The organism is Sphingomonas gellani (assembly GCF_900110035.1).
Lineage (GTDB): Bacteria > Pseudomonadota > Alphaproteobacteria > Sphingomonadales > Sphingomonadaceae > Sphingomonas > Sphingomonas gellani.
In genome coordinates this window covers 136,502-150,693 of record NZ_FOCF01000009.1, presented here as the reverse complement: position 1 = coordinate 150,693, position 14,192 = coordinate 136,502, and the positions used below count along the sequence as shown (strand labels likewise).

The following is a 14,192-nucleotide window of genomic DNA, read 5'->3' as shown; positions in this document are numbered from 1 at the left end:
GCGGTCAGCCGCCCGGCCTGTCGCCACGCGCCGGGGCGTCCGCGACCTTTGGCCCGACATCGACCCAAGGCTGGCCTAGCATCCCGCGCAACCGGTCCCGGACCGCCCAGGCGATCGGTGCACGACGCTCCGCGATCCCAGGCAGGCTCAGCGGGTCGAGCCCCGTCCAGGGCAGAAACGGATTGCGCCGCCCATAGGCCCAGATTTCCGCCCGCATGGACGGTCGCACCGATGGTCCGCGCGCATGGAAGCCCGACGTGTCCGCTACCACCAGCGTGTTCGCCGGCACCGCCATGGCACGCGGTTGAGGCAAGCCGAGCGCGGCGAGTTCCTCCCGCTCGATCCGCAACGATCCGCGCGACGACAACCGGTCCAGCCCGGTACCGGCGCAGATGCTGCGCTCCCGCTCCCAGGCCAGCCGCTCCGGGGTCATCCGGTGCGAGCCGGGCACATAAACGAACGGTCCCTCGTCCTCGGCGACGTCGGTCAGGAACAGCCATGCCTTGACCGTGGCGTGGAACGTGTCGGCATGCAGCACGGTCTGCGGGTCGGGCGCGGCGTCGGTCACGTGCGAAAGAATGGTCTGGAGATAGACCATCGGCTCGCTGTCGAAACTGCCGACATAGCGCATCAGCCCGCGCCATTTGGCGCTGCCGATCAGGTTCGCAATCGCCGGCATCGCCGCCAGCGCGGCCGGGTCCAGCGCGATACGCCGGGTGATCGTGTCACCCTGCACCATTTCTCGCGCGGGCAGGGCGTGGCCCAGCGCCTGACGGCGGAGTTCGGCAAAGGCGGCGGGCGGCAGGACATCGCGTTTCACCACGAACCCGTCGCGCTCGAAGGCGGTCCGATCCTCCGGTGAGACGAGAGGCGCCAGCCGCGCACGTCGTGCCCGCGCCATTCGCGCGGCAAGGCGGATGCGCGTAACGTGCAAACCCCAGCGGTTCAGCCGTGGCGAGCCGATCACCGGATTGTCGCAGAACGCCTTGGCCCCTGTCGCCAGCTGCGCGATCCACCAGGGCAGCAGGAGGTAGCGGGCCGGGTTCATGCCCGGCCTCTTCCCGAGGCGGCGCCCGGACGCAAGCGTCACCGGTCGGGACGCACATCCCAAGCGGCCAGTCGTACGCCCGCTTCGGTTATCTCGACCATGCCGAAGGCGCCCGTGCGCAGCTTGAGCGAGGGCAGGGCACCCGCCTGCGCCGTCAGGACGGCATCGGCGAGCAGCGCGAAACGTGCCGCGCCGTTGCTGGTAACCAGCAGCAGCGTGTCATCCCGGCCTTGCGCGAACAGCTCGCGCCATCCGCCGAGCCGCGCGGCCCGCTCCACCTTCCAGCCCTCGGGCGCCTTGCCGTGCCTGTCCCAGTCGGCCAGCACCTGAACTCCGATCCGGTCCACCACCTCACTTTCCAGCCGGTTCTCGTCCACGCCGTGATCGATCTCGGCGAGAAGGTCCGATGGCTCGATCGGCGGTGCGGTCGCTTGTGCCGCCCCGATCGTCTCCGCCGTCTCGCGCGTGCGCCGCAGCGGGGAGGAGAGAATGCGGTCGAACCGCCACCCGTGTTCTGCGAACCAGCGACCCAGCGCCCGCGCCTGCACCTGCCCCGACGGAGCAAGAGGCGGATCGGTGCGCAGCCCGATGCGCCGCGGCGGCTCGCCCGGTGAAAAGGTGTTGCCGTGACGGACGATGACCAGCGTCCGGTTCATGCCGCGTGCGGGTCGCCGAAACGGGCGATCAGCTGTTCGGCGAGTGCCACATCCTCTGCCGTGTCGATCCCCGACATGGCATGCGTCGGCGGTTCCACTGCAACCGTCTGGATGAACAGACCCATTTCGAGGAACCGAAGCTGCTCCAGCCCTTCCAGTCGTTCATGGGTCGTGGGGGGCGTCGCCTCGAACCGCTCCAGCGCGTCCAGCCGGTAGGCGTAAAGACCCAGGTGCCGGAACACCGGCGACAACGGCCCCGCCATCCGCAGCGTCGCCTCTTCACGGATCGCGGGCAGGATGGTCTTGGAAAACCACAGGGCGCGCCCTTCGGCATCGCGAACGCAGGTCGTGCCGCTGAAGGGCGACCGCGCCTTATGTGCCCGCATCGCGTCGAGTGCGGACCAGTCAAGCCGGATGACCGGAGTTACGCAGGCGGCGGAGCTGTGTCGCGCGGTCGCGATCAGCGCCGCAACCATCGCGGGCGGGACAAAGGGTGCGTCACCCTGAAGATTGACGACAATACCGGGCCGGGGATCGCGCCCGATGGCGACCGCGCACGCACGACCCGATCCGGAGCCGATCTCCGCCGCAGTCATCGCGACCTCGCACCCCAGGCCTTCGGCATGCCGGGCGATACGATGGTCGTCCGTCGCCACCACCACGTCGCAGTCTCCGGCCAGCGCGGCCGCGCACTGCGCCACGCGAACCACCCGCGCCAACAGGGTATGCCCGGCGATCCGGACCAACGGCTTGCCCGGTAGTCGCGTCGATCCGAAGCGTGCCGGAATAACGAGAAGGTCGCTCATCCGCCAGTTGGGTCAGGCCACGCCGGCCCGCAACAGGTCGTGGAGATGCACGGCCCCGATCAGCTTCGCCCCGTTGCAGACGAACAGCACGGTGATCGCGTTATCGTTCATGATCCGCAACGCGTCAGTCGACAGCGTTGAAGGCGTTACGGCCAGCGGATTGGGCGTCATGTGGGCCTGAATCGCATCCTGGAGATGCTGGGAGGCAAAGCTGCGTCGCAGGTCGCCATCGGTGAAAACGCCGACCAGATTGCCGTGACCGTCGACCACGGCCGTGGAGCCATAGCGCTTGCGGCTCATCTCGAACGTCGCATCCATCAGAGTGGCGCCGGTTTGCACCACCGGCACATCCTCACCACCCCCCATCAGCTGTTCCACGGTGGTAAGCCGCGCACCCAGGCGCCCGCCCGGATGCAGGGTGAGGAAATCGGATTTGGAGAAGCCGCGCTGCTCGATCAGCGCGATCGCCAGCGCATCACCCAATACGGTCTGCACCGTGGTAGAGGATGTGGGCGCAAGCTGGTTGGGGCAGGCCTCAGGAACATGTGGCAGCACCAAGCAGATGTCGGCCGCCTTGGCTGCCGTGCTGTCCACGGCGGCCGTCATTACGATGAGTCTGACACCGAAACGCCGACAATAGGCAATGATGTTGCCCAGTTCCACCGTTTCCCCGGACCAAGACAGGGCCAGTACGACATCGTTGCCGGTGATCATTCCAAGGTCACCATGGCTCGCCTCCCCCGGATGAAGGTAGATCGAGGGTGTTCCGGTCGAGGTCATCGTTGCGGCAACCTTGCGGCCGATGATCCCACTTTTGCCCATGCCGGTGACGATCAGCCGGCCGGGCACGGCGGCAATGGCCTCCACCGCCAACTCAAACGCCTCGCTCAAGCCGGGCTCTTCAAGCGCTTGGGCAAGGGTCCGCAATGCGTTCCGCTCGATTTCAATCGTTCTGGCGGCAGAAACTAACGCCTTGGTGCTGGTCCGGGGCAATGCAAGGCTACGCATACATCATCACCTTTACACTAGCAGTGCGACATTCTCTATGCCGACCGCCTTCATGAGGGTACGGCCAGACGATTATCTGAGGATGAACGTTGTCGATCGCGTAGCATTCAGCAGGGGCGATACCTCGCAAAGGCCCTCCGGCTGGAGGCATTTTGCGGCAGAGCAAGACTTAAAGGATGACCAGCGGATGCAATTGTGCGGCAAATCAGTCGGACCGGCGGAACCCCTGTTCCTCATCGCGGGGCCGTGCGTCATCGAAAGCGAGGCGCTGGCGCTGTCCACCGCCGAAACGCTTAAGGGCATCGCCGACCGGCTCGGCATCCTGCTGATCTACAAGAGTTCCTTTGACAAGGCCAATCGCAGCTCCGGCCTGTCCTTTCGCGGCCCGGGGCTGGAGGAAGGATTGCGCATCCTGGCCAAGGTGCGCGCGGAGACGGACCTGCCGGTACTGACCGACGTCCACGCGCCCGAACAGGTGGAATCCGTCGCCGAGGTCGCGGACATGCTGCAGACGCCCGCTTTTCTGGCGCGGCAAACCGATTTCATCGAAGCGGTGGCGGCTGGTGGCAAGCCGGTGAACCTCAAGAAAGCGCAGTTCATGGCGCCAGGCGACATGGATAACGTCGTGAACAAGGCTCGTCGCGCAGCAGCCGCTGCAGGGCACGATCCGGACAGCTTCACCGTTTGCGAGCGCGGCGCCTCCTTCGGCTACAACAACCTTGTGTCCGATATGCGCAGCCTTGCCATCATGCAGGACACCGGATGCCCGGTGGTGTTCGACGCCACCCACTCCGTGCAGTTGCCGGGCGGGCAGGGGGACCGGTCGGGCGGGCAGCGGGAATTCGTGCCGGTGCTGGCACGTGCAGCCGTAGGCGCAGGCGTCGCCGGCCTGTTCCTGGAGACGCACCCCGATCCCGACCATGCCCTGTCCGACGGACCCAATGCGTGGCCGCTCGATGGGCTGGAACCGCTGCTGCGCCAACTTCTCGCCATTGATGCGGCGGTGAAAACGTGGTGACGACGTGTCGACATGCCGCACCCCGCATGACCGTGGCCGCTCACAGGTAGTGGACCAGCGCCTCCCACACCTCGTCCACCGTGATCGCGCGGACGCACACCGCGTCGCGCCCGCACAGCGCAATATCGTTCAGCCCGCAACCTGTGCACGGCATGCGCTTCGACACGATCGCGCCGATGCCGTCCTGTCCCCATTCGTTCCAGTTAAGCCGGTCGACATGGACGCTGACGGTGGGAACGCCGCGCACGGCGGCCAGATGCTTGGGCCCGGAGTCGTTGCCCACCATCGCCCGCGCGCCTGATAGCAGCGTGTCGAACAGGGTGGGCGCGACCAGCCCAAACACCCGTACCCGCTCATCCGCCATATCGGCCAGCGCTCCGGCATCCTGATCGGCGAAAATGACGACGCGATGCGGCGTTTCCCCCAGCACGCGCCGGCACAGTGCCACAAAGTGCTCGACCGGCCAGCGATTGATCGCATGGCGGGCACCCAGGTGCAGCACGACATAGCTGCCCGGCTCCAGTCCCTGCGCCCGGATCGCATCGGGGGCGGGCGTGACCGGCACCACGGCACGCGCCGGCGCGGCCGCGATCGCCAGCGCCTCCACCAGCATTGAGACCGACGCGGCATGGGACAGCTTTTCCAACTGGTTTACCTTGTCGCGCGAACGGGTCGAAATGCCGAAATCGAGCCAGGTGAAGCGGTCGGGGTTGAAGCCGACCAGATAGGTCGCGCCCGTTAACAGCAGCAGTGGACGGCTTTCATCGCCGGGTGACAGGTCGATCGCGAGATCCAGATTCCTGTCGACCAGCATCGCGCGAACGCGTTGTTCCTCGGCCGGGTCCAGCCGGCGCCGCTCCGACACCGGATCATAAGTAAGCGTGATCGACAGCACCTCGTCGGCCAGCCCGCACGCCTCGATAACCGCCTGAGTGCCCGACTGAGCCAGCACGATCAGGCGCGCCGTGGGAAACAGGGCGCGCAATCGCATGAGTGCCGGCAACGAGGCGGACACGTCGCCGAGCTGGTCCACCCGCATCGCAAGGATCGTCGCAACCGGCCGGTCGAACAGAGTGCGCGCGGCCGGGCGGACCAGAGCCGGCAGCGCGGTCACCGCCGCGTCCAAACTACCGGGGGCATGAAGCGGCGCCGCAAGAAAACTGTTCGATCCGGCAAAGTGGTCGCCGTCCACCGGTTCGGCCACGTTGACGAACAACCCGGCCGGCGCAATCCGGCCGCCGACGCCAACGCTCAGCCAGTGACGGCCATGGGGCAGGGTGGCAGCATCGATCCAGATGTTGAAGACGTAAAGCCTCAACGCCTGGTGACCGGGCACCAGGCGTAGCGGCGCACGCACGCAAACGGGTGGTACGCCGTCCCGCCCCAGCTCGATGCTCACCTCATCCAGCGACCCCATGACCGAAACCCGACCCCGGATCGCCACCACGCCGGCCAGCAGCGGTTCCTGCGCCCCGTCCCGTTCCAGGACCATGGCACCGACCTGATCGAGCTTGATCGCGGCATAGCCGGCGCCACGACGCCGGCTGCTGACATGCGTGTCCTTGCCGAGCGGGCCCAGCCATCCCCGCGGTTCGGTCGCGTCCAGGCGAATGCGGTTGGGCAACAACCGGTCGGACGGGGCGGGGACGTCCGCGCGCGCGCGCGCAGGCCCGAGCGCGTCCGGTCCCTCGGCAATGGCGAAGGGGAGCAGGACGGTGCCCGCACGCCGGCTGGCGTCCTCGGCCTGCTTGCGCGCTTCGGGCAGGCTGGTCCCGGCGGTCACCGCCGCATAGGCCCGGATCGCGCCGTGATAATCGCCGAATTCCTTGAGGCAATTGCCGATCTGAACCTTCAGATCGTCCCGCCACGGCATCCATTCGAGCCCGCGGCGATAATCCACCACCGCATCCACCCATTCACCGGCCTCCCGCGCCCGATCGGCGCGGCGCGCGAAGGGCAGACCGAAGCGCAGCCGGACCAGCTTGGCGATTTTACCGAACGGCGACATGGCAGGAGCTAGGCGGCGCGCTTGCGCACGATGAGGCCGAAACAGGTCGCCGCGAACCCGTCCACCGCCACCTTCAGGTGCTGTGGCGTGCCCATCCATTCGGCGAGTTCGGGCGGCAGGTCGTGATGAAAGGGGGGCAAGTCGACGAACCGGTCGAGCGGCCGGTCGCCCAGTGAGAAATCGAGCGGCGCGACGTCATGCCCCTGTTCGCGCAGCCGCGCGGCAAGTGCTTCGACATGCCGACGCTGGAACAGCACGGTGGGCCAGTTGTCGATAGTCAGACCCTCGGCATTGATGTTGAACTCGGTGGTGTGCACCGACAAGCCGCCCGGCTTCAGCGTCGCCAGCGTATTCTCCACAAAGGCCAGTCCCTGACCGATCGAGCCCAGATGCTCCAGCGCACAGATCGACCAGCAGAAATCGTAGCCGTCGAGATCGGCGGGGATCGCGTTCATGTCGACATAGCGCAACTCCACCTTTTCATCGAACCGCTCGCGGGTCACGAGATGGGGATGAAAAGCCATGGCGACGTTGGCGGCATGCTGGTTGGTTGCCACCCAGCCGGCCGCCTCCGCCTCTGCGGGAAGAAGATCGGTCATGGTGACCGAGACACCGTGCGCGGCGAAATAGCTCGGCAGCGGCTCCACCCCGCAACCGAAACCCAGCCCGCGCGCGCCCTCGCGCAGATGACCGTTCTCGCGCACCGCCTGGAGCACATAGGCGAGTTCCCACAGCTTGCGGTGGAACATGACCGGGCTGTGAAGCTGGCCGCACCAATAGGCGAGCCAGTCGCTTTCCATATCCGCCTGAAGCGAGGCGCGGCAGGTCAGGCCGACATGATGGGGCGCCAGACCATGGCGGACGGGCAGCGCCGCCACCAAGCTGCGCGCCAGATCGTAGCCGAACGTCTTGATGTTGAGGTGAGCCCAGGGGATGTTCCGCACGGCCTCGGTCAGGCCATTGATGTTCGGCTGGGATTTCTCGTTGAGGAGCGACAGCATCAGCCGAAGCTTGTCGAGGTCTTCGGTCGTTGGCGGGGTAGACATGCGCTCCCTCTACCGTCGCGCTGCAACATGGTCGACCTTCCTGAGCAAGGCGCCTGGCGTTGATAGCCGGCGCCGCCTGAGGCGCTTTCGTTTGCAAAGTACCGGTCCGGGTTGCAGGACACCGGCATCATGCAAGCGAGTGCGGCGCAGATAATGTTTGGCAATCTGCGCGCACCCGGCCCCGACGTAGAAGTGGTGCTTGACCTGTCGCGCCTCGTATCACGTATCCGGCACCCGACGCCGACCGGGGTGGACCGTGTCGAGCTTGCTTATGCACGCGAGTTGCATCACCAGATTCCGGACCAGCTTTCGTTCAGCGCCGTCCTTCCGACCGGTCATTACGGCCGTATTCCTGCACCGCGCACGCGACGCTTCCTGGACGGGGTGGAGCGGTTATGGACCGCTGGCGCGGAACGGCTCCCGCACGGCGTACAGGACTGGCCGCGGCTGCTCCGCACGCTGGCACTGGTCCGTCCCGCGCCCGTGCCTCCCCCGCAAGGTCCACGGGTGTTCCTGCAAAGCTCGCCTCATCACCTTCATCGGCCGGCATTGATGCGCGCCATACTCGAACGGGAACAGGCGGCGTTCGCCTGTTTGCTGCACGACCTAATCCCGATCGAATATCCAGAATATGCGCGTCCAGGTGGCGACGCCCTGCATCTGCGGCGCGTCCGCACGATTGCTGCTCTGGCCGATGTGGTGATCGCCAACTCGCATGCGACGGCACACTCCTTTCGACCCTATTTGGAGGAGGTGGGACGCGCGGACACGCGGGTCGCGGTCGCGCATCTGGGGCTGGAGCCGGCAAGGGCCATCCCCATGCCGGCCCCTGCAAACGAACCCTATTTCATCTGCATTGGCACGATCGAGCCGCGCAAGAACCACCTGCTGCTTCTCAACCTTTGGCGGCAGATGGCGACGGAGCGGGCATTCGGCTCACAAGGACCGCCCCCGCCTCGGCTGGTGCTGGTCGGACGTCGCGGTTGGGAAAACGAGCAGATTGTCGACATGCTCGACCGGTGTCCCGCCCTGGTCGGGTTGGTGGAGGAGCATCGCGCGCTGCCCGACGACCGGATGCGTGCACTGCTCGCCGGCGCGCGTGCGCTGCTGCTGCCGTCCTTCGCGGAAGGGTTTGGCATGCCGGTGCCCGAGGCGCTGGCGCTGGGCGTGCCTGTGCTGTGCAGCAACCTCCCCGCTCTGCGCGAAGCGGGCGGCGAGGCGCCGGAATATCTTGACCCGCTGGACGGCCCCGGCTGGCGGCGCGCCATCCGGGCGTTGGCTGATCCGAACGGTTCCGCGCGGGCCGCGCATCTCGCGCGCATCGCGCAGTGGCGGGCGCCCAGCTGGTCCGATCACCTGTCAATCGTCCTGGATGCCATAGCAAGGGCGGTCACGCGGTGACCGAAGCTGCACGCCCGACCGTTTTCCTTGATCGCGACGGGGTCATCAACGTCGACACCGGCTACCCGCACCGGCCCGAGGAACTGGCGCTCACGCCCACCGCCGCACCCGCTATCGCCCGGCTCAATCGTGCGGGATGCCTCGTCATCGTGGTCACCAATCAGTCGGGCGTGGCGCGCGGGATGTTCGATCTCGCCGCGGTGGACCGCTTTCATGCCGCTATTCAGGAACGGTTGGCGGAACACGCCGCCAGGATCGATGCCTTTTACGTCGCGCCCTATCATCCGGCCGGCACCGTTGCCCGCTTCGCTATAGAGCATCCCGATCGCAAGCCAGGTCCCGGCATGATCCTGAGCGCCATGGCCGATTGGCCCGTGGACCCGAACCGGGCGATCCTGTTCGGCGACAAAGGCAGCGACCTCGAGGCCGCGGTCCGGGCAGGAATTCCCGCTTGGCTCCTGTCCAGCGACACCTGCGATCTGGATGCGGCGGTCAGCGTGTGGCTGGAGCGGCTGGCTGGAGCGGCCGTGCCCGACAACACGCGATAACGGATGCCAAGCCGGGCCGGCCGGGTTAGGGCGAAAGGATGAGCGAGGCAGACTCCGTCACGTCCTTTGTGCGCTGGAACCGCGAGGAGGCGCTGCCCGTCTGGGCGTCACGCGGTTTCGGCGCCAGTGGCGACCGCTTTCATGAACGGCTCGATCGGTCGGGCTATCCCCTGGCCGTTCCGCATCGCGCCATGGTGCAGGCCCGACAGATCTACGTCTTCGCGCATGCGGCGGAACTGGGCTGGTACGTACCGGGCGCAGAATTGGCGGAGCAGGCGATGGCCGCGTTGCGCCGCGATTTCTGCGACGACGGTGCGATCATCGCCAGTGTCGCCTTTTCCATTGATCCGCATTCGGGACGGCAGGTCTCAACAACGCGCGACTCTTACACTCATGCCTTTGTCCTGTTCGCGATCGCACACCTGTACAGGCTGAACGGTGATCCCGCATTGTTGCGTTTCGCGGAGCGGGTCGCGGCCTTTGTGGAGCGAGATATGGTCGATCCGGTGCATGGCGGCGTCATCGACACCCTGCCCGCCGCCTCGACTGCAAAGCGGCAGAACCCGCAGATGCACCTGCTGGAAGCTTGGCTGGCGTTGGAGGATGTGGCGCCGGGGCGCGGTTGGCTGGAGCGTGCCGACACGCTGGTGTCCTTGTTCCAGCGACATATGGGCAAGACCGATCGCGGCGTGCTGCTGGAACATTTCGCCCAGGATTGGAGCCCCCATCCCGACCCGACACGCGCAAACATCTTCGAACCCGGGCATCATTACGAATGGGCGTGGCTGCTCGACCGGCATGGGCAGCTTTCCAGACAGGATCACGAATCCTGGCGTACCACGCTGCACACCACGGCCACAAAGCACGGCCATGCACCAGGCGGCCTGATCCATGACGAGGTGGAGGCGGGCGGGCGGGTCGCCAAGCCATCGCACCGGCTATGGCCGCATACCGAGGCGATCAAGGCGGCTGCCGCACGCCACCGGGACGGGGATGGCGAGGCGCTGGGCGAAGCGGGCCGGATGGCATCCCTGCTGGACACGCATTTCCTGGCCGGACCGTTCGCCGGCGGGTGGACCGATCATATCTCTCCGGCAGGCGAACCGTTGGTGGATTATGTCCCGGCCAGTTCGCTGTATCACCTGTTCCTCGCCGCCACGGAAGCGGATCGGATGATTGACCGGTAAGGACGCGTCAGCCCACGTCCACCGCCCGGATACGCTCGGCACTCCGACGCGGATAGTCGGGCGATACGCCGCGCCGGTTCAGGCGGGTATCGCGCCGATCCGCAGGCGATCCGTAGCCGTGGGGAATAGCGAAGCGATCGAACCGGTCACGCGTCACATCCAGCAGCCGCTCCCGCAAGTCGAGATCGTCCGGGGTCCGGGCCAGCCAGTGGCGGAAAATCGCCTCCGCCCGACCGAACTCGCCCCCGCTCGCCTCAATCGAACCCAGGATCACCCCTTCCAACCTGTTGTCGGGCGCCAGTCGCACGATTACCTGCTGCGCGTGTGCGGCCAACGCATAGTCTCCGTTGTCCAGCCCCACGTCACGCACACGTCTGACCAGATCGGTGTCAATCGCCGCAGCGGGACGCGACGCTGTGCGGTCCAGAATGGCTAAGAGCGGGCCATGCGCGGCTTGATCGCCCAGATCGTCCACAATCTCATACAGCATTTCGCGCCGACAGCCGCGCGACAGAAGAGCGATCCACGCCTCCAGTGCAGCGTCGCCGTCCCCTCCCTCCGCTGCCGCCCGACATGCGATGCGGGCTAGGTCGACCACATCGTGGCTGTTGCGCGCCAGCCTCCCCACGTTGCCAAGGTACGGCCCAAGTCCTGCACTGTCCTGCCGAGCCACGTGGTGGAACAGCGATGGCGATCCCAGCGGTCCGCTCCACAGGTCTCGCGTGGACAAGGCAAAGTCGAGGAGGCCGATCATCGCGATCGCAGGCACAAGAAGTGTCAGCGACGCTTGCGCAAACGCCCTATAATCCAGCGCGGGATAACGCCGGTCTGCTTCCACCAAGCTGGCCAGCAGGGTGGCCAGCTTGTCGCTACTCCTCCCTTCAGCGCCGATCTCGCTTTCCAGCGCCGTACGCAGAGTCCGGGCCGTGACGGCGATGTCTCCAATCGCGCCCGGCACCAAGGCACCTGTGCCGATGTTGTCCGCCCGGCACGACAACGGGAGAAGGAGAGGGCGGGCCAGCCGGGGACGACCGGCAGCGGCGGCCCGCCGTGCCAGTTCGCTCAGTTCGGAGAGCCCGAGGTGAAGCGTCCAATCGAGTGAAGCACCGTCAGGACGAGATGGATATCCGGCTGGGCGCGCGCATGCCGAGCCCGTTCGGCTTGCGATCATTTGCGGCGAAAAGCCGTCATGCAGCGCAGCGACGTCGGACAACAGCGCCGCACCCGCATCCTCACCCGCGTCGGCCAGCACCTCCGCCCATTCCGCCAAATCGCGTGCCGTCGGCACGGGTGGGGCATCGGCCAGCGTTCCGCGCCAGAGCAGCAGATCGAAAGACGTTTCCATCGGCAGCCCCTTTCCCATCATGCCTCGGTCGCGTCAGACATAGCGGCGAACAACCGCGTACACGTCATCCAGCGAGATCTCCGTGACGCAGACGAAATCCTTCCCGCATTCGTCCACGTCATGATAGATCGAGCAGCCCGCGCAGGGTAGCTTGCGCGTGATCACCGCGCCCGTCAGTTCCTGTCCCCATTCGCTCCAGTTGATGCGGGCGGAATGGATGCTGACCACCGGCACGCCCCGTAGCGAGGCGAGGTGCTTGGGCCCGGAGTCGTTGCCGACATACACCGAGCAGAAGGACAACATCGCGTCGAAATCGTCGAACGGCAGCTGCCGGTCGATCAGCACGATCCGGTCCGATGCGGCTATATCTGCGGGCAGTTCGTCGCGCAGGTCCGCCCGATCGGTGAAGATCACGACCTTGAGGTCGGTGTCGCGGTGGAGACGCTCGGCAAGCCCGACATAATGCGCCCAGCGGCTGAAGATGATGCGCGCGCCCGTGTGCAGCACGGCGTAGCGGTCCTGATCGTCGATGCCGTAGGTCTGCAATCGATCACGCGACAGGTCATCGCGCCGGATCACCCGCGCGCGGCTGTTGAGCAGCGTCGCAAGGCGGTCGATCATGGTCACCACACGAGTCGAATGGGTCGCGATCTCTTTCCGGTTCTTGGGATCGAGATAGGTATCCCCGACGCTGGCCGACAGGCGGGGCCAGTCCGGATCCTCGAACCCGTACAGGAACGGCGCGCCCGACAGGGCCAGCAGCGGGCGCGACATCGGGCTGCGCGACAGGTCTATTGCGACGTCGAAGGCAAAGGGGGCCAGCCGGTCGCGCAACGCTTGCTGCTCCTCCCAGCCCAGGATGCGCGTCCGCAGCTCCATGCTTTCGCGGTAGCTGATCACCACTAGGTCATCGAATGCGCCGATCGATCGGGCGAGGTCGGCATTGGCTGGACTGACGACGCCGACCAGCCGAGCGTCCGGAAATAGTTCGCGCAGCCGCATGATACCGGGGATCGATGCCACCATGTCGCCGAGCTGGTCGGCCCGCAATACCATGATGCTGCGGATGTCCGGCAGCATGTTGGATCGCGCGGCTTCGTGTACCGCGCTCGGGCGGCTGTTGATCTGCTCCTCGATGGAGCGGGTGTCGCCGGGCTGGAGATTGACCAGTGCATCGGAGGCAGGATAGTCCTCCTCGTTCAGCGGCGGCTCGATCACGAAATCCTCGTGCAGCGAGCGGACCTTCCCCTGCGCGTCACGGAAACGGAGTTCCAGCGTGTAGAGCCCGGGGGCAAAGCCGGAAAAGTCGTACCAGATGTTGAACACGAACTTGTGGATACGCTGCCGGTCGGGCTCGTATTCCAGCTCGTAGGGACCCTTCGGCGCACCGCGATGCACCGTCAGACCGTTCACCAGCGCGGTCACTTCCAAGAGCGGCTCGACCGAAATGCAGAAACCGCGGATCGCCTCCACCCCGCGCGACACGCGCTTCATGCCCCAGAAGGTGTTCAGTTGGACGCCGAACTGGACGATGTTGATCGACGGCTCGCTGCGGCGGACCATCTGGCGGAAAGGGCGCGGCAGCTGCTCGGGCGCCATGCGTCCGTACGCCAGCGCCAGTTCGGGGTCGAAGGGCCGGCGATCGGGATCGGGGGCGAACAGGTCGGGGGAGGACGGCGCGGCCGCGTGCCCGTCCGTGCCCCGCCAGCCCGCCGCATCCATCCGCTCCAGTTCCTTGCGCGGCTCACCCCAATCGGGCGCCAGCATGGATGAGCGCTCATAGGCATCCCACGCTTCCGCCAGGCTACCGGTCGTTTTGTGAAAATGGCCGAGCTGGAGCGCGAGGTCGGCGTCCTCCGGCATCAGCGCGGCCGCGAGCCGGTAATGATGCCCGGCCAGCTCGAACTCGCCGGCTTCCTTGAACATATGCCCGGCCTGGACATGGATGGGTCCGTTGCGCGGCTCAATGCGCAGCGCCTCCACATACAAGGCGGCCGCATCGCGAAACCGCCCCTCGCGCTGGGCCAAGGCTGCCTTTTTGCGGAAAAGCCGAGCCGGGTCGCCGCCCGTCCGCATCGACCGCCACACTTGCGAAACCTTCACATTGCCCCTTTCGATGCG

Annotated in this window: 12 protein-coding genes; 4 read left to right on the top strand and 8 right to left on the bottom strand. The window is 66.5% G+C overall.

Annotation, left to right across the window (positions count from 1 at the left end; genetic code table 11):
• Positions 1-4: 4 nt before the first annotated feature.
• From BMX37_RS15845 to BMX37_RS15830, 4 genes are read right to left on the bottom strand one after another with little or no spacing between them, the layout of a single operon-like run.
• Positions 5-1,048, bottom strand: coding sequence for a phytanoyl-CoA dioxygenase family protein (locus BMX37_RS15845; RefSeq protein ID WP_093666749.1), 1,044 nt, complete (start codon positions 1,046-1,048; stop codon positions 5-7).
• Positions 1,049-1,086: 38 nt separating this feature from the next.
• Entirely contained in the window at positions 1,087-1,704 is a 618-nt protein-coding gene (locus BMX37_RS15840) for a histidine phosphatase family protein (protein WP_093666748.1), read from the bottom strand.
• The gene (locus tag BMX37_RS15835; protein ID WP_093666747.1) at positions 1,701-2,510 is read right to left on the bottom strand and encodes a 3-deoxy-manno-octulosonate cytidylyltransferase; all 810 of its coding nucleotides are present in this window, start codon (positions 2,508-2,510) and stop codon (positions 1,701-1,703) included. The genes BMX37_RS15840 and BMX37_RS15835 overlap by 4 nt, the downstream gene beginning before the upstream one ends.
• Positions 2,511-2,522: 12 nt before the next feature.
• Positions 2,523-3,518 (bottom strand): KpsF/GutQ family sugar-phosphate isomerase, encoded by a 996-nt coding sequence (locus BMX37_RS15830; protein ID WP_093666746.1) that lies wholly within the window; start codon positions 3,516-3,518, stop codon positions 2,523-2,525.
• 187 nt (positions 3,519-3,705) lie between these two features.
• Here BMX37_RS15830 and kdsA point away from each other — a divergent pair, with 187 nt between their 5' ends.
• Positions 3,706-4,536 carry a 3-deoxy-8-phosphooctulonate synthase gene (gene kdsA / locus BMX37_RS15825; protein ID WP_093666745.1) on the top strand — a complete coding sequence of 277 codons (831 nt, stop codon included), beginning with the start codon at positions 3,706-3,708 and terminating at the stop codon, positions 4,534-4,536.
• Positions 4,537-4,576: 40 nt separating this feature from the next.
• On the opposite strand, the gene BMX37_RS15820 is transcribed toward kdsA, so the two are convergent.
• Both BMX37_RS15820 and BMX37_RS15815 read right to left on the bottom strand, forming a co-directional pair.
• Positions 4,577-6,544 (bottom strand): glycosyltransferase family 9 protein, encoded by a 1,968-nt coding sequence (locus BMX37_RS15820; protein ID WP_170842029.1) that lies wholly within the window; start codon positions 6,542-6,544, stop codon positions 4,577-4,579.
• Between the two features lie 8 nt (positions 6,545-6,552).
• Positions 6,553-7,590 (bottom strand): SAM-dependent methyltransferase, encoded by a 1,038-nt coding sequence (locus BMX37_RS15815; RefSeq protein ID WP_093666785.1) that lies wholly within the window; start codon positions 7,588-7,590, stop codon positions 6,553-6,555.
• Between the two features lie 129 nt (positions 7,591-7,719).
• Here BMX37_RS15815 and BMX37_RS15810 point away from each other — a divergent pair, with 129 nt between their 5' ends.
• The 3 genes from BMX37_RS15810 to BMX37_RS15800 are packed head-to-tail and all read left to right on the top strand — an operon-like array spanning position 7,720 to position 10,726.
• Positions 7,720-8,991 (top strand): glycosyltransferase family 4 protein, encoded by a 1,272-nt coding sequence (locus BMX37_RS15810; RefSeq protein ID WP_244501636.1) that lies wholly within the window; start codon positions 7,720-7,722, stop codon positions 8,989-8,991.
• Complete coding sequence (locus BMX37_RS15805; RefSeq protein ID WP_093666743.1) at positions 8,988-9,539, top strand: D-glycero-alpha-D-manno-heptose-1,7-bisphosphate 7-phosphatase; 552 nt, start codon at positions 8,988-8,990, stop codon at positions 9,537-9,539. Before BMX37_RS15810 ends, BMX37_RS15805 begins: the two co-directional genes overlap by 4 nt.
• A gap of 38 nt (positions 9,540-9,577) precedes the next feature.
• Positions 9,578-10,726, top strand: a complete 1,149-nt coding sequence (locus BMX37_RS15800) for an AGE family epimerase/isomerase (protein WP_093666742.1) — start codon at positions 9,578-9,580, stop codon at positions 10,724-10,726.
• Positions 10,727-10,733: 7 nt separating this feature from the next.
• Here the strand turns inward: BMX37_RS15800 and BMX37_RS15795 are convergent, their stop codons facing one another.
• Both BMX37_RS15795 and BMX37_RS15790 read right to left on the bottom strand, forming a co-directional pair.
• Positions 10,734-12,071 carry a hypothetical protein gene (locus BMX37_RS15795; RefSeq protein ID WP_139198118.1) on the bottom strand — a complete coding sequence of 446 codons (1,338 nt, stop codon included), beginning with the start codon at positions 12,069-12,071 and terminating at the stop codon, positions 10,734-10,736.
• A 33-nt stretch (positions 12,072-12,104) separates the two neighbouring features.
• On the bottom strand, positions 12,105-14,174 hold the full coding sequence (locus tag BMX37_RS15790) for a glycosyltransferase family 9 protein (protein ID WP_139198117.1): 2,070 nt from the start codon (positions 14,172-14,174) through the stop codon (positions 12,105-12,107).
• Between the last annotated feature and the right edge of the window lie 18 nt (positions 14,175-14,192).